The organism is Brevibacillus humidisoli, assembly GCF_020923435.1.
Lineage (GTDB): Bacteria > Bacillota > Bacilli > Brevibacillales > Brevibacillaceae > Brevibacillus_E > Brevibacillus_E humidisoli.
On record NZ_CP087263.1, the window covers coordinates 3,947,751 to 3,972,012 of the forward strand.

21 protein-coding genes are annotated in these 24,262 nt (G+C 53.0%); all 21 read right to left on the reverse strand.

What is annotated here, in order from left to right; translation table 11 throughout:
- Nucleotides 1-41 precede the first annotated feature (41 nt).
- Nucleotides 42-2,285 (reverse strand): immune inhibitor A domain-containing protein, encoded by a 2,244-nt coding sequence (locus LOK74_RS19300; RefSeq protein ID WP_230043619.1) that lies wholly within the window; start codon nt 2,283-2,285, stop codon nt 42-44.
- A gap of 296 nt (nt 2,286-2,581) precedes the next feature.
- Nucleotides 2,582-3,322, reverse strand: a complete 741-nt coding sequence (locus tag LOK74_RS19305) for a DUF6042 family protein (protein ID WP_230043620.1) — start codon at nt 3,320-3,322, stop codon at nt 2,582-2,584.
- A gap of 191 nt (nt 3,323-3,513) precedes the next feature.
- Nucleotides 3,514-3,918, reverse strand: coding sequence for a F0F1 ATP synthase subunit epsilon (locus tag LOK74_RS19310; protein WP_230043621.1), 405 nt, complete (start codon nt 3,916-3,918; stop codon nt 3,514-3,516).
- A 28-nt stretch (nt 3,919-3,946) separates the two neighbouring features.
- On the reverse strand, nt 3,947-5,356 hold the full coding sequence (atpD, locus tag LOK74_RS19315; protein WP_230043622.1) for a F0F1 ATP synthase subunit beta: 1,410 nt from the start codon (nt 5,354-5,356) through the stop codon (nt 3,947-3,949).
- A gap of 90 nt (nt 5,357-5,446) precedes the next feature.
- Nucleotides 5,447-6,310 carry an ATP synthase F1 subunit gamma gene (gene atpG, locus LOK74_RS19320; protein ID WP_230043623.1) on the reverse strand — a complete coding sequence of 288 codons (864 nt, stop codon included), beginning with the start codon at nt 6,308-6,310 and terminating at the stop codon, nt 5,447-5,449.
- A gap of 87 nt (nt 6,311-6,397) precedes the next feature.
- Nucleotides 6,398-7,915 (reverse strand): F0F1 ATP synthase subunit alpha, encoded by a 1,518-nt coding sequence (atpA, locus tag LOK74_RS19325; RefSeq protein WP_230043624.1) that lies wholly within the window; start codon nt 7,913-7,915, stop codon nt 6,398-6,400.
- Between the two features lie 30 nt (nt 7,916-7,945).
- Complete coding sequence (locus tag LOK74_RS19330) at nt 7,946-8,473, reverse strand: F0F1 ATP synthase subunit delta (RefSeq protein ID WP_230043625.1); 528 nt, start codon at nt 8,471-8,473, stop codon at nt 7,946-7,948.
- Entirely contained in the window at nt 8,470-8,973 is a 504-nt protein-coding gene (atpF, locus tag LOK74_RS19335; RefSeq protein WP_230043626.1) for a F0F1 ATP synthase subunit B, read from the reverse strand. Before atpF ends, LOK74_RS19330 begins: the two co-directional genes overlap by 4 nt.
- Before the next feature lie 103 nt (nt 8,974-9,076).
- Complete coding sequence (gene atpE / locus LOK74_RS19340; protein WP_230043627.1) at nt 9,077-9,298, reverse strand: F0F1 ATP synthase subunit C; 222 nt, start codon at nt 9,296-9,298, stop codon at nt 9,077-9,079.
- A gap of 53 nt (nt 9,299-9,351) precedes the next feature.
- Nucleotides 9,352-10,155, reverse strand: a complete 804-nt coding sequence (atpB, locus tag LOK74_RS19345) for a F0F1 ATP synthase subunit A (RefSeq protein WP_230043628.1) — start codon at nt 10,153-10,155, stop codon at nt 9,352-9,354.
- Nucleotides 10,156-10,247: 92 nt separating this feature from the next.
- Nucleotides 10,248-10,616: an ATP synthase subunit I gene (locus tag LOK74_RS19350; protein ID WP_230043629.1), complete on the reverse strand. Its 369-nt coding sequence runs from the start codon at nt 10,614-10,616 to the stop codon at nt 10,248-10,250.
- 10 nt (nt 10,617-10,626) lie between these two features.
- Complete coding sequence (locus tag LOK74_RS19355) at nt 10,627-10,842, reverse strand: AtpZ/AtpI family protein (RefSeq protein ID WP_230043630.1); 216 nt, start codon at nt 10,840-10,842, stop codon at nt 10,627-10,629.
- 165 nt (nt 10,843-11,007) lie between these two features.
- The gene (locus LOK74_RS19360) at nt 11,008-12,198 is read right to left on the reverse strand and encodes an acetyl-CoA C-acetyltransferase (protein ID WP_230043631.1); all 1,191 of its coding nucleotides are present in this window, start codon (nt 12,196-12,198) and stop codon (nt 11,008-11,010) included.
- A gap of 133 nt (nt 12,199-12,331) precedes the next feature.
- Nucleotides 12,332-12,850, reverse strand: a complete 519-nt coding sequence (locus LOK74_RS19365; RefSeq protein ID WP_230043632.1) for a stalk domain-containing protein — start codon at nt 12,848-12,850, stop codon at nt 12,332-12,334.
- A 422-nt stretch (nt 12,851-13,272) separates the two neighbouring features.
- Nucleotides 13,273-14,187, reverse strand: a complete 915-nt coding sequence (gene opp4C / locus LOK74_RS19370) for an oligopeptide ABC transporter permease (RefSeq protein WP_420908691.1) — start codon at nt 14,185-14,187, stop codon at nt 13,273-13,275.
- An 8-nt stretch (nt 14,188-14,195) separates the two neighbouring features.
- Nucleotides 14,196-15,161: an oligopeptide ABC transporter permease gene (gene opp4B, locus LOK74_RS19375; RefSeq protein WP_230043634.1), complete on the reverse strand. Its 966-nt coding sequence runs from the start codon at nt 15,159-15,161 to the stop codon at nt 14,196-14,198.
- Between the two features lie 33 nt (nt 15,162-15,194).
- Nucleotides 15,195-16,946: an oligopeptide ABC transporter substrate-binding protein gene (gene opp4A / locus LOK74_RS19380; RefSeq protein WP_230043635.1), complete on the reverse strand. Its 1,752-nt coding sequence runs from the start codon at nt 16,944-16,946 to the stop codon at nt 15,195-15,197.
- Nucleotides 16,947-16,980: 34 nt separating this feature from the next.
- Nucleotides 16,981-17,961 (reverse strand): ABC transporter ATP-binding protein, encoded by a 981-nt coding sequence (locus LOK74_RS19385; protein WP_230043636.1) that lies wholly within the window; start codon nt 17,959-17,961, stop codon nt 16,981-16,983.
- On the reverse strand, nt 17,958-18,977 hold the full coding sequence (locus LOK74_RS19390) for an ABC transporter ATP-binding protein (RefSeq protein ID WP_230043637.1): 1,020 nt from the start codon (nt 18,975-18,977) through the stop codon (nt 17,958-17,960). The genes LOK74_RS19385 and LOK74_RS19390 overlap by 4 nt, the downstream gene beginning before the upstream one ends.
- Nucleotides 18,978-19,327: 350 nt before the next feature.
- Nucleotides 19,328-22,498: a phosphodiester glycosidase family protein gene (locus LOK74_RS19395; RefSeq protein ID WP_230043638.1), complete on the reverse strand. Its 3,171-nt coding sequence runs from the start codon at nt 22,496-22,498 to the stop codon at nt 19,328-19,330.
- Between the two features lie 149 nt (nt 22,499-22,647).
- Nucleotides 22,648-24,201 (reverse strand): MocR-like pyridoxine biosynthesis transcription factor PdxR, encoded by a 1,554-nt coding sequence (pdxR, locus tag LOK74_RS19400; protein ID WP_420908692.1) that lies wholly within the window; start codon nt 24,199-24,201, stop codon nt 22,648-22,650.
- Nucleotides 24,202-24,262 lie beyond the last annotated feature (61 nt).

Consider the following 24,262-nt stretch of genomic DNA (forward strand, 5'->3'; position numbering starts at 1 on the left):
AAGCAAGGCCATCGACGATGGCCTTGCCTGTTTTCCGCTTGTTAGTCCCGTCTTACTTCGATTTCCACTTCCCTGCCGTCCTTCTTCACTTTTTTCACTTCGATTTCCAATCCGTGCTCCGGCAGGATTTTTCCACCGTCCGGGTTAAACGGGCTGGAATAATCCTCTTCGTCAGAGAAGGTGCTTACGCCCGGCAATCCCTCGTAGACCATGGAGAAGGTCGGATAGACGACATTGATATCGGACGTCTCACTCAGACCAAAAGCTGCATCGTTGATTTGGAAGCGTGTAGACCCTACCGTGCCGTCATCCCAGTAATGTCCACGCTGGTGAGCATCGACCACACCGAGGAACCCTTCACCAGGATGGTTTCCTGTCATGTTGTCCTCTCCCCAACGGCCATCGTAATACCAGATGAGCAAGCCGGGATCGTACACAAGCAAGCTGTTGTTGCGTCGATAGTGGGCCAGTCCGATGTCGACACCGTTGTGCGAACGCCATTCTACCAGATAGTAGCTGGGATACAGAATCGGTGAACCATCAAATTTTTCAAAGCCATCCAGTTCAAACAGCGGTTCACCTTCGGCATCGTCCTGGAAGATCACCTCATCATCGGCCACTACCTCGATATTATCAACGTAGAAGCCTTCCATGATAAGCCCGCCGTCTGTTTTGTACTGGAATTCAATCCTGATCTTCTGACCAACGAAGTCGGACAGATCCAGTTCTTCACTTTCCCACTCGCCATCAGTGGTATCGTCGTACCCCTCAATCTGCTCTGGTTCTTCAGAACCTTCAGCGTATACATTGACATAGAGGTAGTCATAACCGGTCTCAATCTGCCGCCACGAGTCAAACCTCAATGACGCTTCGTTGACTGCAGTCAAGTCGATCTCCGGTGATGTCATGCGGGAATCAAGGTCATTTCCTTTGGTGGAGAAATAAGCGTAGTCCCCGTCTTTCGGTTGAGTGGGCGGCTCCATCTCCCGATCCGGCAGATTGATCTTGAGCAGCTTCCCGTCATCATCCATACTAACGGCTTCATCCAACTTCACTTTTTTCTTCCGTCTCAGATCATCGAGATCGATCTCCTGCGGCTCCGGCCAGTTGCCGCCGAGGGTCTCACGCAGGTACAGTTTGGCCCATGGACTAAATCCGGTTGGCTCCGTTCCAGGAGTCTGACCTGCCCAACTGCCGCCTGACATCAGCGACCATACCTCAACTGGCGAACCGGTCCCGGAGTACCCTGTGTCGTATTCATCCGGCAATCCCAGGTTATGGCCATATTCATGGGCGAAAACCCCGACAGCACCGTCCTCCGGCTGGATGATATAGTCATATGCCTTCAGGGGTGTACCTGGGATATCAGTCGGTTCTCGCAAGGTCCAGCGGTGAGACCAGATCGCGTTCTCGCCAAGCTCCCCTCCACCGGCTTCTTCCCCGATTCCAGAGTGCACGATCATCAGTGTATCCAGCAATCCATCCGGCTCCATGACGTTCAAGTCGCCGTCCAAGTCGTAAGGGTCACGTTGGTCGTATTTTTCCCAATCATCAGAAATTTGCTCACCTACTTGTTCGAGCGTCTCCATGACCAGTTCACGAGGGCGCTCATCGTTTCCATTTGCATCATTGCCACCGTAATAATCAGCATCGTTTTCAGCCATGATCCACGGTGTTACCGTCCCTTCAAGTTTCCAGCTGCCGGCAGACTGCTGATCATAATACTGGGTCATCGTGATAAGCTCTTTGCCTTCCGGAGTGGTGTAGCCATCCTCGTTGAACAGCATGTTTTCATAGTGTTCCTGGTTAAAATCGGCTGTCCAGAAGTAGTAGCCATCGTCTTCAATATTGTTGTGGGTAAAATCTTGGTATTCAATCAGCGCTACTACGGCGTTATCCACATGGGCTCGGTCTTTCTTCTTCACCTTTTTCGCCTTTTCGCTGCCGCTAACCAGCGCCATGCCGTTTTGCTGTACGCCAAGTTTCCCTTTGAGAGCCTTTTTCCCGATTTTGGTTGATGTGTCAATTCCCAACGTTTCTGTACCGGGACGTTTGGGGCGCGTCACGTAGCGTTTGACGACACGGTCGATCTCCTCAGGGGATGCATCCTCGTCCAGTTCACCTTGTTCGATCAAGGCGTTGACCAACCTGTCCGTGTTTACCACAGCCCAGTCGACGTGCGCATCCTCGTCCTTCGCCGCAGCACTCAGCGGTGTGCCAAACAGTGCGCCGAGCACCAGTGTCGAGCTCATAATACCTGCCATAACTTTACGCGTTCTTTTCAACAAGCATCACCCTCTCCCTAGATTTTGGAACATTGGCTAAACGGCTCCCATGCGCTTAAAAATTTTTGGCTGCTTTATTTATTTTTATAAATAATTATTATTCCGTCCGGATTTCGCTTTCTCCTTGAATCGTTTTTCCTATTTTCTGGAATCGATTAAAATCGAACGGTGACAGCTTTTGTAGAACAAATAGGTCTATAGTAGGGGGAGAGGGCGTGATTTTGTAGTTGATGAAAAAAAAGATGCGGCTCAAGGCCGCATCACATCTGTCTCCTTGGCAGGACCAGGGAGAGTTGTTATTGGATTGACTGAGGGTCTTTCGTTCCGAGGAAATCTTCATAGATCCGATCCCAGACAACCGTGAACTCCATCTTCTGGTCGTCTGGAATCTCATGCATGTTGACAATTGGCTCTTCCAGATACGGTGTCAGTTTGACGAGAACCTCAAGCAGCATCGTATCGTTAACCTGCAGCATCTCTTTCAATTCGTTTTTTGACATCTGGAACGTATTCTCGTCCTTTTCGTGCAGAGTCAGGACCAGTTTGCTGAACACCGGGTGAATCAATGCCTCGAGCTTAATGTGAGCCAAAGCGGTACGCTCTTCTTCTTTGAGTGTGAAAAGTTCCTGCACGTCAGGAAATGGCTTGATCGGAATATCCCAATAACCGTCCTGGTCCAGCACCAATCCCCACTTCACAAACAGTTCGATTGCTTCATCCACGGTAGAGGGATACTCGTAACCTGAGCGTTTTAAGAATCGCTTGTGTCGCTCCAGACGCTGCACATATCCCTTATAGGATTCTTCTGACTTGAACTTGGATTTATCAAGTTGGGAAAAGGAGTGTTTAACCCCTTCGAACTCCATCAGCGCCTGCTTCATCTCTTCTTTGGACTGATACCTGGGGACAACATGACACAGCGCATGAAACAGCACACTTAACTCATGGGATAAAATGCTGGACCACCCGTTCGTCTCGTAGCCGTTAGGGATGACGGTTTCCTCGCTATTTTGGTTCAATTCGCGGATTGTTTGCATCTCGCTCTCTCCTTCTCGAAAACTTGAATCCTCGCACGGGAAGTCGGGCAAAGTTGACTCACTATCAGCCTTATTATACACATATCGGACAGGGTTTTACCAATCTGTGTGGGAAACTCCAGCGATGCTTCATTTCCGCTGTTCAGATGTTAGAAAAATCCCCGCGCATAAGCGTCGGGGATTTTTCGCTTTTACAGGGATTTGGTCACCTGCAATCGTACCTTTGCACGCTGTAAAGCCAATTCGGCGCGGCTTATGTCCAAGTCAGGGTGCCTTTCGTTTAGGCGCTGCTCTGCACGGGCTTGTGCCGCTCTAGCCCGTTCTACGTCAATCTGTTCCGGCAGTTCGGCTGCTTCAGCCAGAACTGTCACTTTATCACCCCGGACTTCCATAAAACCGGCACTGACAGCAATCTGCGTCTCTTTGTCGCCTTCGGTCTTGACCCGAACCGGCGCGATCTTTAGCGGGGTAACCAGCGGCATGTGGTTGGGCAAAATCCCGAGGTCGCCTGCGACCCCACGCGCGATTACCATGTTTACTTCACCGCTGTAGACAACCCGTTCGGGAGTTACGACTTCCAACATCATCTTGCTCATTTATCGTCTCCCCTTTCGCAGGGTTGTCTTAAGACATATTCTTTGCTTTCTCGACAGCTTCTTCAATCGTGCCGACATAGAGGAATGCTGCCTCTGGCAGATTGTCGTGCTTGCCATCGAGAATTTCTTTAAAGCTGCGTACGGTTTCTTTTACCGGCACGTATTTACCCGGGAAACCGGTGAACTGCTCAGCAACGTGGAACGGCTGCGACAGGAAGCGTTGGATGCGGCGGGCGCGGGCAACGGTTTGCTTATCCTCGTCGCTCAACTCGTCCATACCGAGGATGGCGATGATGTCTTGCAGTTCTTTGTAGCGCTGCAGGATCGCCTGTACGCCACGTGCCACCTCGTAGTGTTCCTGACCAACCACGTCAGGAGACAGTGCACGGGAGGTCGACTCCAGCGGGTTGACCGCAGGGTAGATCCCGAGCTCGGAGATGCTGCGGTCCAGGTTGGTCGTTGCATCCAAGTGGGCAAATGTCGTTGCCGGAGCGGGGTCGGTATAGTCGTCCGCTGGCACGTAGATCGCCTGGATCGAGGTAACCGAACCTTTTTTGGTTGAGGTGATCCGCTCTTGCAATTGCCCCATCTCGGTTGCCAGCGTTGGTTGATAACCAACCGCGGAAGGCATCCGGCCGAGCAGAGCGGATACTTCGGAACCAGCCTGGGTAAAGCGGAAAATGTTGTCGATAAACAGCAGTACGTCGCGGCCTTCCTGATCACGGAAGTACTCAGCCATGGTCAGACCGGTCAATGCTACGCGCAAGCGCGCACCCGGCGGTTCGTTCATCTGGCCGAACACCATCGCCGTTTTGCTGATAACGCCGGAATCTTTCATCTCATGGTAGAGGTCGTTCCCTTCACGCGTACGCTCCCCTACACCAGCGAAAACGGAGATACCGCCGTGCTCTTGGGCGATGTTGTTGATCAATTCCTGAATCAATACGGTTTTCCCTACGCCGGCACCACCGAACAGACCGATCTTACCACCTTTTACATACGGGGCAAGCAGGTCGATAACCTTAATCCCGGTCTCCAGAATCTCTGTGCTGGTTGCTTGGTCTGCAAACGTCGGTGCTGCACGGTGAATCGGGTCACGACGAGGTACGTCGCCCATTTCCTGCAGATCGATCGGATCACCCAGCACGTTGAATACACGGCCCAAGGTAACTTCTCCAACCGGTACGGAGATCGGCGCTCCCATATCTTCTGCTTCCATCCCGCGCACCAAGCCGTCCGTGGAAGACATCGCAACGGTGCGAACCAGGTTGTCGCCCAAGTGAATCGCTACTTCTACTGTCAGGTCGATATCTCTCTCACTAGGGCTCTGCGCTTTGTGTTGGATTTTAATCGCATTGTAGATGGCAGGCAGATGTCCGCGTTCGAACTCGACGTCGACGACCGGACCCATTACCTGTACTACGCGTCCTTTCGCCATCTCTGTTCTTCCCTCCTAAATAAAGCCTATGCAAGCTTTTGGTCATCTCAACGATTCTCAGCCGTTCCTGCGATCGCTTGTACCGTATCGTTACACCTGTGCATTGGCACCGGCCACAATCTCCGAAATCTCCTGCGTAATCGCAGCCTGACGAGCACGGTTGTAGAACAGGGTGTACTTTTCGATCATTTCCGTCGCGTTATCCGTAGCATTTCCCATCGCGGTCATGCGCGCACCGTGCTCGGAAGCCTTCGCTTCAAGCAGGGCACTGTACACAAGTGTTTCTGCGTACTTGGGGAGCAGCTCGGCAAGGACTTCTTCGGCCGATGGTTCGTATTCGTAGTTGATTTTCCGTTCATTGGCGCCATCTACCTGCTGTAGAGGAAGCAGGCGGTTCAGAACCGGTGTCTGTGAAATCGCGCTGTGGAATTCGTTGTAGCAGATATACAGCTCGTCAATTCGCTCGTCGGCGTACATCTGTACAGCCGCAGCAGCGATTGGCTTGATATCTGCGAACGTCGCACCTTCCCGCAGTCCGACGATTTCATCCAACAACGGATAGTTGCGTTTCTTGAAAAAATCCCGTCCCTTGCGACCGATGACGAAGATGGCGTATTCATCCGGCGACTTATGCCGTTCATTCAACGTTTGAATCACTTTCCGGATGATGTTGGAGTTGTACCCGCCTGCCAGTCCGCGGTCGGACGTAATCACGATATAACCTGTTTTCTTCACAGGACGGGACTGCAGCATGGGATGATTGACAGAAGTTGTCCCGCTGGCTATGCTGGCGATAACCTCCTGGATCTTACGGGCATACGGCTTAGCTGCCGTCGCTCGTTCCTGGGCGCGACGCAGTTTGGCCGCATCGACCATCTTCATCGCCTTGGTGATCTGACGTGTGTTTTTTATGCTTTTGATCCGGCGTTTAATCTCACGCATACTTTGAGCCACTTGTGTTTCACCACCTTGTGTTTACCGGGGGAAGCGGGCTGTCAGTCATGCCCGCTGTTCGGCAAGATATATCGTCATCTGGCAGGCTTAGCGGCTTGCAGCAAAGCCTTTCTTGAACTCTTCGATTGCTCCGTTGAGCTGGGCCTCATCCGGCAGTTCCTTGGTCGTGCGGATGTGCTCCAACAGTTCCGGCTTGCTGGATTCAACAAATGCCAGAAACTCTTTTTCAAAGCGGCTTACATCGCCGACCGGAATATCGTCGAGGAATCCTTTTGTCGCTGCATAAATGCTCAGCACTTGTTTCTCAACCGGCATCGGTTGGAACTGCGGCTGTTTCAGCACTTCGACCACGCGCTCACCACGGGTCAGCCGCGCTTGTGTGGCTTTATCGAGATCGGAACCGAACTGGGCAAAAGCAGCCAATTCACGGTACTGCGCAAGGTCCAGACGGAGCGACCCCACTACTTTTCGCATCGCTTTGATCTGTGCCGAACCACCGACACGAGATACGGAGATACCGGAGTTCACCGCTGGGCGTTGACCGGCGTTAAACAGGTCAGTCTCCAGGAAGATCTGACCATCCGTGATCGAGATCACGTTGGTCGGAATGTAGGCGGATACGTCACCAGCCTGCGTCTCGATGAACGGCAGAGCTGTCAGCGAACCGCCGCCCAAATCGTCGGACAGCTTCGCTGCACGCTCCAGCAGACGGGAGTGCAGGTAGAAAACGTCACCCGGGAATGCTTCACGGCCTGGGGGACGACGCAGCAGCAGGGAGAGCTCACGGTAGGCAGCTGCCTGCTTGGACAAGTCGTCGTAGATGCAGAGAACGTGCTTGCCTTTATACATGAAGTACTCACCCATCGCGCAGCCAGCGTACGGCGCCAGGAAGAGCAGTGGAGCCGGATCGGATGCCGTCGCGGAAACGACGATGGTATAGTCCATCGCGCCATACTTGCGCAGGGTTTCTACCACGCCGGCAACGGTCGATTGCTTTTGACCGATGGCGACGTAGATACAAATCATATCCTGTCCTTTTTGATTGATGATCGTGTCCAGTGCCACCGCCGTCTTACCGGTCTGGCGGTCACCGATGATCAGCTCACGCTGACCGCGACCGATCGGAATCATCGAGTCGATCGCTTTAATCCCCGTTTGCAGCGGCTCATGAACCGACTTACGGGCCATAACGCCAGGTGCATTGCTCTCTATCGGACGAAATTCTGTCGTCTCAATCGGTCCGTGGCCATCGATCGGCTGACCGAGTGGATTGACGACGCGGCCGATCATGGCATCGCCGACAGGTACTTCCATGATCCGGCCGGTACGCTTAACGGTATCCCCTTCTTTGATATCGCGGTAAGGTCCGAGGATAACGACACCCACGTTATCTTCTTCCAAGTTGAGCACCATGCCCATGACGCCGTTTTGGAACTCGAGGAGCTCACCGGCCATGGCTTTTTCCAAACCGTGAATACGTGCGATCCCGTCACCGATCTGGATAACGGTACCAACGTCCACAACTTCAATCTCAGCTTTATAGTTAGCAATCCGCTCTTTCAGGAGGGAGCTAATCTCTTCCGGTCTGATTGCACTTGCACTCACTATTGATTCACCCCATTCATCCAAACATCGTTATACTTGATGCGCAAAACGTTCCAGCTTGGTCTTCAAGCTGCCATCATACAGACGGTCGCCGATTTGGACCACAACGCCTCCGAGAATCGCCGGGTTGACGACAGTCTGAACGCGCAATGTGCGATCCAAAACCTTTCCGAACTGCTCGGCAATCTCCGCCTGTTCCGGCTCTGACAGCGGTTTCGCCGTAGTCACAACGGCATCAACAATGCCGCGCGCTTCGTTGGCCAACGTAACATAGGCCTTGGCGATATCGCTCAATTGGGATTGACGGCCGTTCTCGATCAGAATCAGCAGCAGGTTGAGCGTCTCTTGAGAGAGATGGGCCTGAAACAGGTCGCTGACCAACTGCTTCTTTTCCTCCACGGGAATCTGCGGATGAGTCATGACACTGGCAACTTCCTCATTGGTCTGAAGCGTCACAGCAGCCAGCTTCACCTCCGCCTCTACGGCATCAATCAGCCCTCGCTCATTTGCCACCTCGAAGAGTGCACGCGCGTAGCGCTTGGCTACAGCTCCACTCATAAGCGATCCCCTACTTGTTTCAAGAATTGGTCAATATTTGCTTTCTGCGTCGCTTCATCCAGTTCTTTTTCGATGATCTTGGAAGCCAGCATCACGGACAGACCCGCCATTTGGTCGCGCAATTCTGCTTTCGCTTTTTCCACTTCGCGGGCCAAATCGGCGCTTGCATCCGCCTTCAGGCGCTCGGAAGTTGCTTTCGCTTCCTCGACGATGCGGGCAGATTCGTCGTTCGCTTGTTTGGTTACGCGATCAAGAATCTCTTTTGCTTCTAGCCGAGCTTCATCCAGCAGACGGCGTTGTTCTGCCAGCAGCGCCTCCGCTTCCTGCCGGTTCCGCTCTGCCGCCTCGATTTCATTTGCCACGTGCTGACGACGCTTTTCCATAACGGACATAGCCGGTTTCAGTGCAAACTTGGTGACGAGAAAAATAAGCACCAGAAAGACGATCAATTGAAACAGCATTGTCCCTGCTTCAAACGAAATCGCTCCTAAATCGAGCATTCGATTCACTCCTTCCTACCTAACAACGATGTTCCCAGTCAAACATGCGCTTACAAAAGAGAGGCGAAGGTTGAACCCCCGCCGAAATCGTATGAAAGATACCTTACAGATTGGTGTAGAGCAGGAAACCTACTGCTACCGCGATGATCGGCACAGCCTCTACGAGACCGAGACCAAGGAACATCAGACCCATCAGCGAACCGCGAGATTCCGGTTGACGAGCTACCCCTTCAATGGTACGGGAAATAACGACAGAGTTTCCGATTGCTGCTCCAAGTGCAGCGAGACCAAAGATAACGCCAATTGCCAAAGCCAATCCTTCCATTGTGTAAATACCTCCTCAAGATTTTCAAATAATAGAGATTTTGATCCTTGCCTTTAGTGATGGCTCACTTTTTGTGAGATATATACCATCGTCAGCGTCGTAAAGATAAACGCCTGGATAGCGCCTACAAATACCGAGTAACCCAGCCAAACCGCCAGTGCCGGCGATGCAAACAGCCCTGCAGAGAGCAGGAAGACAATCAGCACCTCACCCGCAAAAATGTTACCGAATAGACGAAGCGGGAGCGTAAGCGGTTTAATCACAAACTCCTCCAGCACGTGTATCGGGAAGATTCCGGGATTCGGCTCAAAGTAGTGCTTGAAGTAGGAACCCGGTCCTTTCTTCAGCCCCAGATAATGAGCGTATAACAAAACGAAAAGCGCAAGAGTGAAGGTAACGCTGGTCGTCGCTGTCGGAGATTTCCACCAGGCGATGTGGACCGGATGACCCTCAGCCAGTTCATGCTCAATCTCTTCCCGTTTTGCTGTTGCTTGTTCCTCCGTACCGGAAACGGTCAGGTACTCCATCAGGTTCTCGCTCACCTCATAGTGAGCTGTGTTCACGTTGAGGATGACACCCAGCTGGTTGCCGATAAAGATGTAGAGGAACAGCGTCAACCCAAGCGGGACAAACTTAGCTGCGGTTTTTGCATCCATAAAGTTCATCGCAATTCCTTTGACGAACTCGATCACCCATTCCATGAAGTTCTGCGCCCCTCTCGGCACACCAGCCGTCATGTTGCGCGTCAACCCAAGGATGAGCAGGAACACGATCAGGGAAGTCACAACAATCATGATCATGGTCGGGATATCAAACACCATGCCTGCCCACTCAAATCGCAAAGAATAATGACCCATGTTTTCACCCCTTTCTGCCGAATAAATCGTAAATCAGATGTGTGGTTTCCCCGAAAATGGGGTATCAGAAGGAAAAGTGGACTGCACTATCGTCAAAAGGAGCGGATTAGAAACGTAACAACACTTAGCAGTTGGATGAGGAACAATCCGATCAGCACCCCTGACAGGACAAAGTACTGAGGAAATGCGATCGTACAGTATATGGCCATGCTGGCAATCAAAAAGCGCTGCAGCATCCCGGTTCCCCTCGCACGGATGCGCGGATCGACCGCCGCTTGTCCTACCCTCCAGGTCTTGGCGAACAGAACAGCGCCGTTGATCGTGCTGCCGATCATCCCGAGGAACAGGCTTTGCAAAAAAACGCGAGAACCAGGCAATGCAGCCCAGAGGATCGCCACCACTGCCAACGAGAGAAATGCATACATAAAGACCAAACGCATTTGAGTTGAAAAGGTTTGCATCGCAGGACCCCTATAAGTACGAGCGTATGAGCAAGTATACACTGTATACGCCTGCGGCCAATCCTGCGAGTATCCCGAGCAGCATCAGCCACGGATCTGTCTGCAGCCAGCTGTCCAGATAACGGCCCAGCCAAAACCCGGCCATCACGGAGATAGCCAAGTCAACACCGATCACACTCACCAGGGCAATGGCCTGCCACGGGTTATCTAGTTTCGGTTTTGGCAAACAGATTCTCCCCTTCCACAAAAGGAGAGGGCAGGCAGAAATGCCAATTGCCCTCATCCATATTAACGTTGGTTTATTCATGTTGTCAACTTGCCTGCTTTACTGTACACAAACCGTTCACAATTGCTTGCAAAACAGGCTCGTTCCATGAGTTTAAGTGGCTTGTCACAGCCTTTCCACGATACTGGCCACACCTAATCCACCGCCGATGCAGAGTGTCGCTAATCCATATTTTGCCCCATCCCGTTTTTGTAATTCATGGATCAGGGTGACAAGCACTCTGGCACCGCTGGCACCAATCGGGTGACCCAATGCAATCGCTCCGCCGTTCACATTTAGTTTGCTCCGATCAATACCCAGATCTTTGCCAACGGCCAGTGATTGGGCTGCGAATGCTTCGTTGGCCTCGATCAGATCGAGCTGTTCCAAAGAGAGTCCCGCTTTCTCCAACGCACGCTTGGTGGCTGGAACCGGACCGATCCCCATGATCTTGGGGTCGACGCCGGCACTCGCATTGGACACCAGGCGGACCAACGGTTTGACACCCAGTTCGTCTGCTTTTGCGCGGGACATCAACAGCAGAGCGGCTGCTCCGTCATTAATCGCTGAAGCGTTGCCCGCCGTAACTTGGCCGTCCTTTTTAAAAGCAGGCCGCAGTTTAGACAGGGAATCAGCCGTGATCCCTTCGCGCGGTGTTTCATCAACTTCAAACAGTACAGGATCTCCTTTGCGCTGCGGCACCGGAACCGGCACGATCTCATCTTGAAAGCGTCCTTCCGCAATCGCCTGCAGTGCTTTTTGCTGGCTCCATGCAGCAAACTCGTCTTGTTCCGCTCTCGTCAGATTGTACTGTTCACATATGTTTTCTGCGGTAATCCCCATGTGGTAGTCGTTAAAAGCACACCACAGGCCGTCGCGGATCATCGAGTCCACGACCTTCTGATCACCCATGCGGTATCCCTCGCGAGCGCCCTCCAGCAGGTAAGGAGCCTGGCTCATGTTTTCCATGCCGCCAGCCAACACCACATCAGCATCACCCAACAGAATCGACTGGGCTGCCAGATGGACCGCTTTTAACCCTGATCCGCACACCTTGTTGATCGTCATCGCCGGAACTTCCTGAGCCAGACCCGCCTGAATCGCCGCCTGTCTTGCTGGATTCTGTCCCAGACCGGCTTGCAGGACGTTGCCCATGATCACTTCATCCACCTGTTCTTTGGCAACACCTGCCTTCTGCAATGCAGCCTCCAGCACCACCGCTCCCAGTCTGGTGGCGGCTACAGTCGAAAGAGAACCTTGAAACTTTCCGATTGCGGTCCGCACCGCACTGACAATGACCACTTCCCGGTTGCTCATCGCGACACCCTCCTTGGCACATGATAGCGTTTTCTTACTACCTGATTCTGCTTACCACTGGATGTTTCCTGCTCCCTGTTTTTGTCGCAGCCTCCCAAGGTAATGGTACCATGCCACAGTTACAACTCTTCTACTATAAAATTTTCTGCACGTCGCCACTGCTGGGATTTACAACAAACCAGCCGTATGACCGCGTGTAGGAATCCCCTGTCGAGAAGTTGTTGACGTATTCAGAATAAACATGAATCACATAATGGCCGTTTTCATTCGTATGATGATACTCGACGATGGCGTTGGGAGGAAGTTGTTGGCTGTTTAGTTGGCGGACCAGTTCAACTGCCTGCAGCTTGGACAACATTTGAACGGAGGGTAGTTCACCGATGTAGACGGATGCGGTTTTGGCATCGTAGATCACGGATTCGCCCAGATTTTCGGCGATGAACCGAAGCGGTACGTAGTTGGTGTTTTTGTAGAGGAAGCTCTCATGACCTTCGGGCGGCGATTTCGGAATTCCATCAAAATAAAACGTGGTCGGCATTTGGACGACATCAAGGCTGAGCACCTTGCTGGCGGAAGCATAGGCCATCCCGGCAAACAGGACCGATCCGATGCAAACGCCGCTGACAAACGATTTTACATGTAATTTTCCCATTTCACTTTCCCCTCATAGTCTATTTGTGTCTATCTTTTTATAATCAAGAAGTATTATGTCAAAAAATATCGAATGGAAAAATCGGACAAGAGTAGTAGGAAATAGTTCCCAATAAATCCGTTCCGATGCAATCGTTCTGTGCCAAACTGCCCGTAAGAGGTACTTCACTTCGTTACTTGCTTACCCTTATTAACATGCGAGTTTTTCCTAATGTCGAACAAAAGGGGTGGGCAAAAAGAAAAACAGGTTCGCTCCGACTCTGTAGGCACTGCCAAGGCTTTCGCTTACGCTGTTTTTTTTCTTCCGTAACGTTTGATTTTCGCCCAGCGTGTTGACGATGCCAAAGATTGGTGACTCACGATCATCATTTCTAGTTGTATAAAAGCAAACGGTTCCCCCATATAAGGAGAACCGTCTTCTGCTCACCGTTGCGATTTGGGGTTAAACGCATCCTTTAACCCTTCACCGACGAAGTTGATCGCAAGAATCGTCAGGGTGATCAGCGTCCCTGCAGGGGCCCATACCCACCATTGATTGCGGATCACCTCCGGGGAGATGGCATCCGACATCATGTTGCCCCAACTGGGAACATTCGCTTGCACCCCAAAACCGAGAAAGCTGAGTGCCGTTTCCACCGCGATCATCGTCGCGACCAGGTAGACGAACTGCACGATAATCGTGGAAACGACGTTGGGCAGCAGGTGTTTGACAATCACCTGCAGCGGCGTGCAGCCGATGGAGACGGCACTTAAAATGTACTCGTTCTCCTTCTCGGCAAGCACTTTGCTTCTCACCAGCCGGGCGGTAGAACCCCAGCTCAGCGCACTAATCACCAGGATCAGCGTCAGGACTCCTGAACCTTGAAAGATCGCACTGAACACAATCACAAACAGCAGCAGCGGGAAGTTGAGGATAAAGTCGGTGAAACGCATCAGCAGATTATCCGTTTTTCCGCCGAAGTAGCCGGCGGTCGCTCCAATCACGGTACCCGCCAGAATGACCAGCAGCGAGATGGATAAGCCGATGGTCAAAGAAACCCGGCCACCGTACAGCAGGCGGGTGTATACATCCCGGCCGCCTTTGTCCGTCCCCAACCAATGTTCGGCACTCGGCGCCTGATTGATTTGACGAATGTTCAGCTTGGTCGGGTCTTCTGTCGTCACATAAGGTGCGAGAAAAGAGAGCGCTGCAGTAACGATGAGAAATGCCAATCCGGCCATCGCCAACCGGTTGCGCAGAAACTTTCTCCTGGCGATCATCCAAGGGGATGGACTTTTGGACGGAGCTATGTTTCGTGGTACGTCAGGTTGTTCTCTCACGGGTATCGGCTGCACCATCATCCCCCCTATTCAAGCCGGATTCGTGGGTCGACGATCCCGTACAGCAGATCGGCGATCAGATTGCCCACCAGTGTCATGACGGATAGCATCATCGTAATCGTCATCACCACCGAGTAATCCCGGTTGCTGATGGAGTCGATAAACAGCGAGCCTACCCCTGGATAGACGAAGATCCGCTCCGTCACCACCGCCCCGCTGAGCAGCACCCCGATATCGATGCCCAGAAACGTGACGATGGGAATCAGCGAGTTGCGCAAGATATGCCGGTTGTAGACCAGGTTTTCCCTCGTTCCCTTTGCTCTGGCCGTTCTCACGTAGTCTTTGCGGCTGCTCTCAATGATGTCATTGCGCAAAAACTGCGTGTACTGCGCCGTTTGAACAAGCCCCAGACAGAACGCAGGCAAGATGGCATGCTTCAACCGATCCAGAAAAGACGACAGCCAGTCATCTCCTGCCCCAACGCTGATCGTGCCGCTGGCTGGTACCCAACCGAGAAGAATGGCAAAGATGTAAATCGCCACAATCGCCGCGAAAAAAGAGGGGACGGCATACGCGATGTAGTTGAGAGCCATCACCAGATTGTCCCCGAGCGTGTATGACTTGCGGCCGGCGTAGATGCCGGCGGCAAAAGCGATGGCGTACGTAATCAACAAGGAGAGCAGCGCCAAAAAAATCGTGTTGGAGAGTCGGTGTCCCATCAGCTGGGACACCGGCATTTTATGAATAAAAGACTCGCCAAAATCACCCTGGAGCACGCCTGAGATCCAGCGCAGGTACTGGACGTGAATCGGATCGTTGTACCCTAGTTTTTCTCTCATCTCGGCTAGGTACTCCGGTTTGACATTGGTCGGATCGATTCGGCCCGTCAGAGCGTCCCCCGGCATCATCTTTGCCAGGGAAAACACCACGATCGAGATCAGAAAAAGGAGGGGAATCATACCTACCAATCGCCTCAGTGTGTACGTGAGCATCGTCGTTTCCCCCTCTCTGCCGCATGCTTCAATCTAATCGGTCACGTACCACTTGTGCGAATACAGGTTGTTGGCGAACGAGTTGGTATGGACGCCCTGCAGCCGCTTGTTGATCACGTTGATGTCTTTGCGCGAGTACAGGAAAATCATCGGCACTTCTTCGTTGACCAGCTTCTGCCATTTAATATAGACCTGTTTCCGGTATTCTGGGTCAAATGCTTTTTCACCGATTCCCTCTTCGATCAACCGATCGGATTCTTCATTGTACCAGCGAGGGAGGTTCCAGATATCTGTGCTCTTCCACAGTCCTGTCGGATCAGGGTCGCTGGCCAAGGCCCAGGCACCAGCAAACAGTTCAACAGATGGGTCGTCGTTGTCGATCATGTCGTAGAACAGGTTAAACTCTTTGAGTGAACCGCCGTTCAAGCTGGCGTCGATGCCGACGTCTCTCAGAAACTGAATCGTCGCCTGTGCCCGCGGTTCCGATACCTCGGTACCCGACATGGCATGAAGTGTGACGGTAAACTTCTTACCCTCGGGATCTTCGCGCATCCCATCACCGGTCACGTCCTTGTACCCAGCCTCGTCAAGCAGCTGCTTCGCCTTTTCAGGATTATACTCGTACGGTATTAGTTCGGACTCGGGAGCTTTAGCCCAGCTCACCGTCGGCATCGGCGCCTGGATCAAAGTACCTTTGCCGTTTTCAAAAGCGTCCAGCATTGCTTGCCGATCAATCGCATAGTAAAAAGCCTGGCGCAGTTTCTTGTTTTGAAACTTGGGATTGTCCATGACCACTTTTTCCTGCGCTTTGTCCCAGTGTCCAAAGTCAAAGCCGATGTAGGCGTAGCCCAGTTCGTCTTCCTCTTTGATGTAGACGTTGTCCAGCTTCTCCACTTCTTTCACCTGACTTCGCGGAACGTCGGTCATGTCGATCTCGCCGTTTTGCAGCAGACTGGTAGCCAGGGCACCATCTATTACCTTGTAGACGATCCCGTCAAGGTACGGCTTGCCTTGCCAGTAGTCGTCAAAGCGTTCCAACTCGACAAACTCACCCGGCTGGATGTTCTTCACTTTAAACGGTCCCGTCCCAATCGGCTTCTGGCGCACTTGCGGTGCGTTTTGCAGGTCTTTGACCGCTATGCCCTCGTAGTATTTTTTAGGCATCGGGTATGCCCAGAGGTTGTCGATCGTGTTGACCGCTGCCTTCTTCATTTTGAGCTCAATGGTATAAGGATCGATCACCTTGATGCCGGAGATTTCAGATGCTTTCCCTTCGTGATACTCCTGCGCCCCTTCGATCATCTCGACATTTGAGTAGCGAGGACCAGTGTAATCAGGGTGGGCGATTACCTCCAGAGCGTATTTCCAATCCTCTACGGTCAACTCATCACCGTTGTGCCACTTGACACCCTTTTTAAACGTAAAGGTAAAGGTTTTATGGTCTTCCGATTCTGTCCATTCCGCAATATAAGGATAGACACGCAGGTCGTCGCCCGTATTAAACAGCGGGTCCATCATAAAATAGAGAATCTTGTCGTCGTCGACGCCTTCGTACAGCCCGCGTTCCAGCAATCCTTTAAAAGGTATGTTAAATCCATAGGTGACGGTACCCCCATACTTGGGTTCGCTGCTTGGCGGCTCCGTATCGCTCTCAGATGGCGTAGTGGTTTCCGTTTGATTATTGCCTTGACCGTCGCCATTCGTCGCCGGTTGGCTGCTGCAGCCGCTGATGGCAAGACCAAGTGCCAGCAGCAGCGACAATATGATCGAATTGGTTTTCTTCACTATGATTTACCCCCTCATATCTTTTGTTGCCGTGCTAATAGAGATGACAGGCCACTTTGTGTCCCGGCTTCACCTCCTTCATCACAGGGCGAACCTGGCGACACTCAGCAAACGCATGCGGACAGCGCGGATGGAAGGCACACCCCTGCGGCGGACGCTCCGGACTGGGCACGTCACCCTGCAGGACCACCCGTTCCTTTTTTTGGCGCGGGTCGGGTATGGGAATCGCCGACAATAAGGCTTGTGTGTATGGATGGAGCGGGTCCGTGTACAGACTCTGCTTATCGCTGATCTCGACCAGCCTGCCAAGGTACATCACGCCGATCCGGTCGCTTACGTGTTTGACCACACTTAGGTTGTGGGCGATGAAGAGGTAGGTGAGCTGAAAGTCTTGCTGCAGGTCCTGCAGCAAGTTGAGCACCTGCGATTGTACCGATACGTCCAGGGCAGAGACCGGTTCGTCGGCTATGATTAACCTTGGCTTCAGGGCAAGCGCCCGTGCGATGCCGATCCGCTGACGCTGCCCGCCGGAAAACTCGTGCGGGTATTTGTAATAAGCATCCTCTGGCAGTCCTACTTTGCTGAGCAGTTCACATACTTCCTGCTTCAGTTGGCTTTCGCTCTGGCCGGTGTAGTTGCGTATTGGTTCGGAGATGAGACTGCCGACCATCATTTTCGGGTTCAGGGAAGCGTAGGGGTCCTGGAATACCATCTGCATATCTCGACGAATCAAGCGCAGCTCCCGCCCCTTTAGTTGGGTAATCTCTTTGCCTTGAAACGTAACCGTTCCGTCCGTCGGTTCGGTCAGGCGGAGGATGCTGCGCCCAGTCGTCGACTTGCCACAACCGCTCTCGCCGACAAGCCCGAGCGTCTCACCGTACGCCAATTCAAACGAGACATCGTCGACCGCTTTTACATCTCCGATTTTCCGGCGGAAAAACCCGCCGCGAATCGGATAATAAGTTTTCAGGTTCTTTACTTCCAGCAGATAGTTGGGCGTGGACGAACGGTTCATGTGCGGGCCCCCGTTTCCTTGGCGGGATAGCTCTCTCTGTATAACAGGCAGCGCACCTGGTGGTTTCTGCCGACATGGGCCAACTGTGGATCAAGCTGATAACAGTCTGTCTTCGCCTCCGGACAGCGACCGGCAAAACGGCAGCTGGTGCGTGGCATCCGCTTCAGAGATGGGACGATGCCCCCGATCGAATCCAATCGGCTGCGATCCTCATCCAACCGGGGAATCGCTTTTAAGAGCTGGCGCAGATAGGGATGCTTGGGGTCGTGAAAAATGTCGTCCACTGCTCCCTGCTCCACGATCTGACCGGCGTACATCACGATCACTTCATCAGCCATCTCTGCGACCACACCCAAGTCATGCGTGATCAGCAGGACGGACATGTCGCCCGCTTGCTGAACCTGTTTGATCAGTTCGAGGATTTGAGCCTGGATGGTCACATCCAGGGCAGTCGTCGGCTCATCGGCGATCAATAGCTGGGGGTTGCAGGCAATCGCCATAGCGATCATCACCCGCTGCCGCATCCCTCCGGATAACTGATGTGGGTATTCGTCGATTACCTTTTCAGCACGGGGTATCCCCACTTGTTTGAGCAATTCAACACTTTTCTTTCTCGCTTCTCTCTTGCCAATATTCTGATGATTCAAAAGACATTCCTGGAGTTGAAAGCCGATCGTAAATACGGGGTTTAGTGCCGTCATTGGCTCTTGAAAGATCATCCCGATCTCCATCCCGCGAATCCGGTTCATCTCCTCTTGGGACAGACAGGTTAATTCCTTGCCTCGGAATAGGATCTCGCCTTTGGCGATTCTACCCGACTCACTCGGCAGAAGGTTCATGATCGACAGGGCCAAGACGCTTTTTCCACAGCCCGACTCCCCAACAATACAGACGATCTTGCCGGGTTCCACCGTGAGAGAGACGTCATCTACCGCGTTGTAAAAACTGCCGTCGATGGCAAATCCGGCATGAAGATGTTTTACTTCAAGCAGTAAGTTAGTCGATGTTGCCGCCATGTTTCACCTCTTCCTCTGTCATACCTGCACAATTTCATACATAAGGAGTACGCACCAAGGAGAGAGCCATCGATCCCCCATCTCAGCGATGACGACGATCGATTTGGCAGAAAAGGAAGGACAACCAGAATGGTAGAAAATGATGGATGTATTAGATTTTTTTATCTAAATTATTACAACACCTTCCATCTCTGTCAATCTCAAAACGGAATATTCAGTAAATCTTTTACTTTGTCTTACATTTTAAACAGATCGTGTCCGTAATCAGATCAACATCCGGATTGTAACGAATATCAAAAAAACCACACCTGAATCATGCAGGTGTGGTCGTGTAAGAATCTCGCATATACTTATGTTTCGTTCAACAGACGGTACAGGGCGACGACATACACAGCTCGGGTTGTCGGTTGGCCGGCTTCAAACTTTTCGTTCAGCGGATCGATCAACCCCAGTCCGACTACGTTGCGTATGGAAACGGCTGCCCAGTCGGGCCAGCTATCCTGATCAGCAAGCTGGACCGTCGTCGACGGCTTCGTCCCGATCAATCGATCGAGAATCACCGCCGCCTCCGCCCGGGAAACAGGCTGATCGGAGCGGAAGGTTTTGTCTGGATATCCTTTCACCAGTCCTTTCGCTACCGCCGCCTGTACAGCACCCTGTGCGTAGGCAGGGATCGCATCCTTAAAGCCTGGATTCGGCTTCTCCGGCAGTTTCCATCCGTATACGCGGGCCAGCAAGGTGACGTACTGTGCCCGGGTCAGCGCTACTTCCGGGCCGAAAGCGTCTGCGGTCAGTCCCTTCACGTACCCCTGGTTGTACATCGTGGTGATCTCTGCCTGAGCCGGATGATTGACGATATCCATAAACGGCAGATTGGACGGAATATCCAAATAATACGGAATGTAGGTACCATACGCATTTAGCTGATAGACCCAGTTGCCGTCAGGATCCATCTGGCCAAGCAGTGGATCAAGCGTGTTGGTCTGCTCATTGACGTACAGCAGTCCGATTCCTTTTCGTTTGATCCACTCCTTGGGAGTTAGCTTTACTGTTACTGGGTGCATCGTGAGTTGGTCGTTCTGCCCCTGTTTATAGGTGACCGCCTCGATGCTGAAGGAGTAGTCAGCCGGCACGTATCCAGGCAGTTGACGCTTGACAACGGACTGCACGCCAATTCGTCCTGTTTCCAGAAAAGCAGCTGCGCTCTGGAACGAGTATGTCAGGTTGAGCTCTTTCCCCAATGAGAGCGTACCAGGAGTATCCGGCTGCACCTCACGGCCCGTCACCTGCTGCTTGGCATCGTACGGGTACAGGAGGGATACTTCGTCAAAGTAGACAGTACCACGCTCCGGACGGGTTTCTGTCTCTTCCGGCTTGTTAACCAGATAAATGCTGCGCAGTTTCAGCGGGTGAGGCGCTCCCGGCGGGAAGTAGCCTCTCACCTGCCGCCAACCGGTCCAGTCCACTTTTTCAGCCAGGTCGACATAGTGCAGGTCTCCCTTGGCATCAATCACTTCTGCGCGCAGCCAGTGTCCGCTGCTGTCGCCGTATACCCACAACCCCATGCCAAACGGTTCCCCAGGTATGGTGACAGCCTCAGAGCCGAGCCGTCCGTAGGAGATCCGGACGTCGTCATTTGGCACTCCGGCGAAGTTGTACTGCAGCCGGCCGGCCTTTCGCGTACGGTAAAGCGGCTCGCCTTCCCCGCTCAACGTGAATGAACCTGCGTTGTTCAGTGATGCGGGATGACCGCTGTGGTACGGCCCACTCAAGTTGTCAAACGTAAGCCACGGCAGCTCCCGCTCCCCGATGTTGATCGGTACGGTCTTTGACACGCCGTCGTAAGAGACCGTCAGAGTGGTGTGGCCTGGTGTGCTGCCAGCTGTCAACCGCAATTGATCATCCACTGTCGCCAGCGGGGAGTTGACGGTTACGTTTACGCTTTTCGGTGAAGCGGTGATCGTCTGACCGCGTTTTGTCTTCACCTGCACCTGCAGCGGAACCGTCTGACCAAGTGCGACGTTGACCGCCGACGGTACAATACGCAGTTCAGCGACGTCCTTCCCTGTAATCACGTAGACCTCTTTCGTTTTGGTCACGCCGACCGCCGTTGCTCTCAGCGTCAGATTTCCCGCTTTCTTGGCGGTAAATTTGCTTCCTTCAAACGTACCGGCGTCCGTCGCAGGAACATCCCAGCGGATCTCGGAAGGCTTGATCGTATATGGCAGGTAGTGATTGTCGTACGCTTTGGTCGTAAACTCCACCTGTTGGCCAATCAGCACTTCTGACGGGCCGTAGATCTGGAAGTTGGAGAGTGTTCCTGGCGGCGCTGTATTAAATACGGCAAGCCCGGTCGGTACCCGCCGCTGGGAACCACCCTTGGGTTGGTTGATTAACGTTGCCTGAGTGTCAAACAGCCGACGGGCGGCCAGCGTGGTCGAGCCTCCGCCGTCAAAGTTGACAGCGCGCCAGGCGCCTAATTCCACCAGGATCTGAGCCAGTTCCTGCAAGCTGACACCACGGCTGTTGGCACTATCCTCCACAGCCACCATGTACAAGGTTTTGCCATCTTGTGAAATCCCGACCGCGGAATGAGCATTTACTCCTTTGACATAGTCATCTGCCCGAAAGCTAGTCAATGCTTTTCCCTGGTCGACTAATAAGACGTGTCCGCCGACCGCCTGCAGCCAGTCTTTATCGGTCGGTGTTGTCTCATAGTCAACCGTCACACGCGAACCGACGGGGACGTTTTGCAGCAGGTAATTGGCTGCCGATCCCTGGCCCCAGAGAACGAATCCGTCAACCGGAATCGGAGTGCCCGGTTGATCCACTCGTACCTCGGTAGCGACTCCGTCTTGAAACACAACCTCCACTACATTTTGATAATTCTCAATCTTGCCCAGGCTTGTTCTGCCAAATGCCGGGGTGTACAGGTTCAACTGATCCAAGTGGCTGTATCCTTCACTCGGGTTGTACTTCTCTTTGTTCACTCCCCGCAACGGAAAGCTGGCGCCGTTCTCTGCGGTCACCTTGCCGCTAAATCCAAGATGCTCGATATGGGCCACCTTGTCCTCCGTGATGCCGAGACTGTACCAATAGCCGATATGCCCCATCGAGGAGATCAGTTGCTTGTCCTTTAAGACAATTCCGAACGGCGCGCCTCGCTTGCTCATATCAAAAAAGTCAGCATTGATCGCCGCTATTGCTCCGCTCTCATTGGCCATCTGTGTCACGTTTTGTTTATCTGTCAATAATCCGCCGGTTCCGTACACCGGCTTGACTTCGACGTACTGGTTGCGCAGATCTACTTTGGTCACGTGTACAACCGCCTGCTTGTTTCCGTGCGTCTTGGTGTACTTGTAGAGCGTCGTCCCCTCCCCGATCGGTGAACTCCACTGCTCAGTCAAAGGGCCTGTCTTCCCTTGCGCCTCAGCCGCCAAAGAAGCTGTCGGCACAACCGTCCCCAACGCCAAAACGGAGGCGGTAAGCAGTGACAGCAGTCTATGTAGTCTTCTTCTCACAGTTGTTGCTCCCCTCCCGTTCCACTCGTTCCTTCTCTCTTTCTCTCATGGTCATCTAGTAAGTATAGACGTACTATCTCCCCTAGTTGTTTCGTTACCGATCAAATTTTTCGTAGGGAATTGGTGGGACGCACTCCTTATCTTACCGCTCATTGCGAACTTCGTTGTTGTCGGATCAGCACGGACAACGTATGAATGGCTTCCGTCAGTTCCGATTCTTTCGCGTAAGCATACGAAAGACGGAGATGGTCGGTCGCGTGTCGGTCGTACAAACTTCCAGGATTAAGCAGGATGCCTGCTGCCCGTGCTTTATCGAACAGATCTCTCATCCGCACCGGGGGAATCAGCCGCATCCAGATGTAAAAACCACCTTGCGGCTCGGTCCACTCTGCCAGATCGGAAAAGCAGCGCTGTAATGCCTGCAGCACGATCTCCCTCCGGCGGCGGAGTTGGCTTCTAATGCTCTCCAGATGCTGCTGGTAGAAACCAGTCGCCAGCCATTCGGCAGCCGCCCACTGAGAGAGCGAACTAGACCCGTAATCGGTCTGCATCTTGATATCTGCCAGCCTCTCCATCACCGGTTCGGGACCGATCAGCCAGCCAATCCTAAGACCGGGACTGAGACTTTTGGACAAGCTGCCGAGGTAGAGCACCAAGCCGCTGCGGTCGCGGGCCTTCAGCGGCGCAGGTACAGGCTGGTCGATCCATAGTTCGCGGTATACGTCATCCTCTACGATCGGCAGACGTTCCGCTTCACAGATTTGCAGTACGTCTGATCTCCGCTCTTCGCTCATTACCAGTCCGGTCGGATTGTGAAATGACGGGATCGTGTAAAGCAGACTGGCATTCTGTTTCTTTATGTCTGCCGCCAGACGGTCCACCGCGATCCCTTGTGAATCGAGCGGTACCCCGACCAAACGGATGCCGGCCGACTGAAAAAGATGCAGTGAATAGAGGTAGGATGGCCTTTCCAGCAGAGCAGTCGCCCCCTGCTGCAGAATGCCAAGCGAGATCAACTGAAGGGCTTGCAGCGCCCCGGAGACAACCAGGATCGAATCTGGCGTTGCCCGAATGCCGAAAGAGGCCACATAGCGGCTGATCTGTTCACGAAGAAACAGCAGTCCTTTTGGCTCTTCGTAACCAAGCGAGTGGATCCGCTCCGGCAGACGTCCCAGGATGTCCGCCATCATCTCATACGGGTATAGCTCTGGAGAGAGTTCCCCCGTACCAAGGCGAATCATGCCGGGCAGAAACTCGGCTTGATTAATCTCCTGGATAGTCGGCAGATTGGGGCGGTACAGACCAGAGCTAACATACTGGTTCCAGTCTGGCGGTAAAGCCGATACGGTCCGCCAACTGTTATCGACCACCACGGTTCCACTGCCTGTTTTCCCTTCGATCCATCCCTCGGCGATCAGCTCGTCGATGGCTGTCACCACCGTGCTGCGGTTGACCCCCATGGCTTTTGCCAGTACCCGCTGGCTGGGGATCCTGCTGCCGACAGGCCATTCACCGCTGGTGATTTTTTCTCGCAAGTGATTGATGATCTGCCTGTACAGTGGTACGACAGACGATCGATCCGGTTTCCAATCTGAACGAAACGTAACCAACCGATCCCCTCCTCTCTGCGCTGATCCTTGCACCAACTCCGCACCGTGCGATGTGTGCCGGCCAACAAATAAAGTGGTTGGGTGTGATGCCATCCAATTGGCTGGAGATTTTTCATCACCCTTCGTTTAGGATGGTAGCAGGGGTTGCTTTGAA

What these genes read in the sequence shown, in the direction of transcription:
- LOK74_RS19305 (WP_230043620.1), bottom strand. Translation starts at nt 3,322, where the DNA reads ATGCAAACAATCCGCGAATTGAACCAAAATAGCGAGGAAACCGTCATC.
- LOK74_RS19310 (WP_230043621.1), bottom strand. Translation starts at nt 3,918, where the DNA reads ATGAGCAAGATGATGTTGGAAGTCGTAACTCCCGAACGGGTTGTCTAC.
- atpD (WP_230043622.1), bottom strand. Translation starts at nt 5,356, where the DNA reads ATGGCGAAAGGACGCGTAGTACAGGTAATGGGTCCGGTCGTCGACGTC.
- LOK74_RS19330 (WP_230043625.1), bottom strand. Translation starts at nt 8,473, where the DNA reads ATGAGTGGAGCTGTAGCCAAGCGCTACGCGCGTGCACTCTTCGAGGTG.
- atpF (WP_230043626.1), bottom strand. Translation starts at nt 8,973, where the DNA reads ATGCTCGATTTAGGAGCGATTTCGTTTGAAGCAGGGACAATGCTGTTT.
- atpE (WP_230043627.1), bottom strand. Translation starts at nt 9,298, where the DNA reads ATGGAAGGATTGGCTTTGGCAATTGGCGTTATCTTTGGTCTCGCTGCA.
- atpB (WP_230043628.1), bottom strand. Translation starts at nt 10,155, where the DNA reads ATGGGTCATTATTCTTTGCGATTTGAGTGGGCAGGCATGGTGTTTGAT.
- LOK74_RS19350 (WP_230043629.1), bottom strand. Translation starts at nt 10,616, where the DNA reads ATGCAAACCTTTTCAACTCAAATGCGTTTGGTCTTTATGTATGCATTT.
- LOK74_RS19360 (WP_230043631.1), bottom strand. Translation starts at nt 12,198, where the DNA reads ATGAGCAACCGGGAAGTGGTCATTGTCAGTGCGGTGCGGACCGCAATC.
- LOK74_RS19365 (WP_230043632.1), bottom strand. Translation starts at nt 12,850, where the DNA reads ATGGGAAAATTACATGTAAAATCGTTTGTCAGCGGCGTTTGCATCGGA.
- opp4C (WP_420908691.1), bottom strand. Translation starts at nt 14,187, where the DNA reads ATGGTGCAGCCGATACCCGTGAGAGAACAACCTGACGTACCACGAAAC.
- opp4B (WP_230043634.1), bottom strand. Translation starts at nt 15,161, where the DNA reads ATGCTCACGTACACACTGAGGCGATTGGTAGGTATGATTCCCCTCCTT.
- LOK74_RS19385 (WP_230043636.1), bottom strand. Translation starts at nt 17,961, where the DNA reads ATGAACCGTTCGTCCACGCCCAACTATCTGCTGGAAGTAAAGAACCTG.
- LOK74_RS19390 (WP_230043637.1), bottom strand. Translation starts at nt 18,977, where the DNA reads ATGGCGGCAACATCGACTAACTTACTGCTTGAAGTAAAACATCTTCAT.
- pdxR (WP_420908692.1), bottom strand. Translation starts at nt 24,201, where the DNA reads ATGGCATCACACCCAACCACTTTATTTGTTGGCCGGCACACATCGCAC.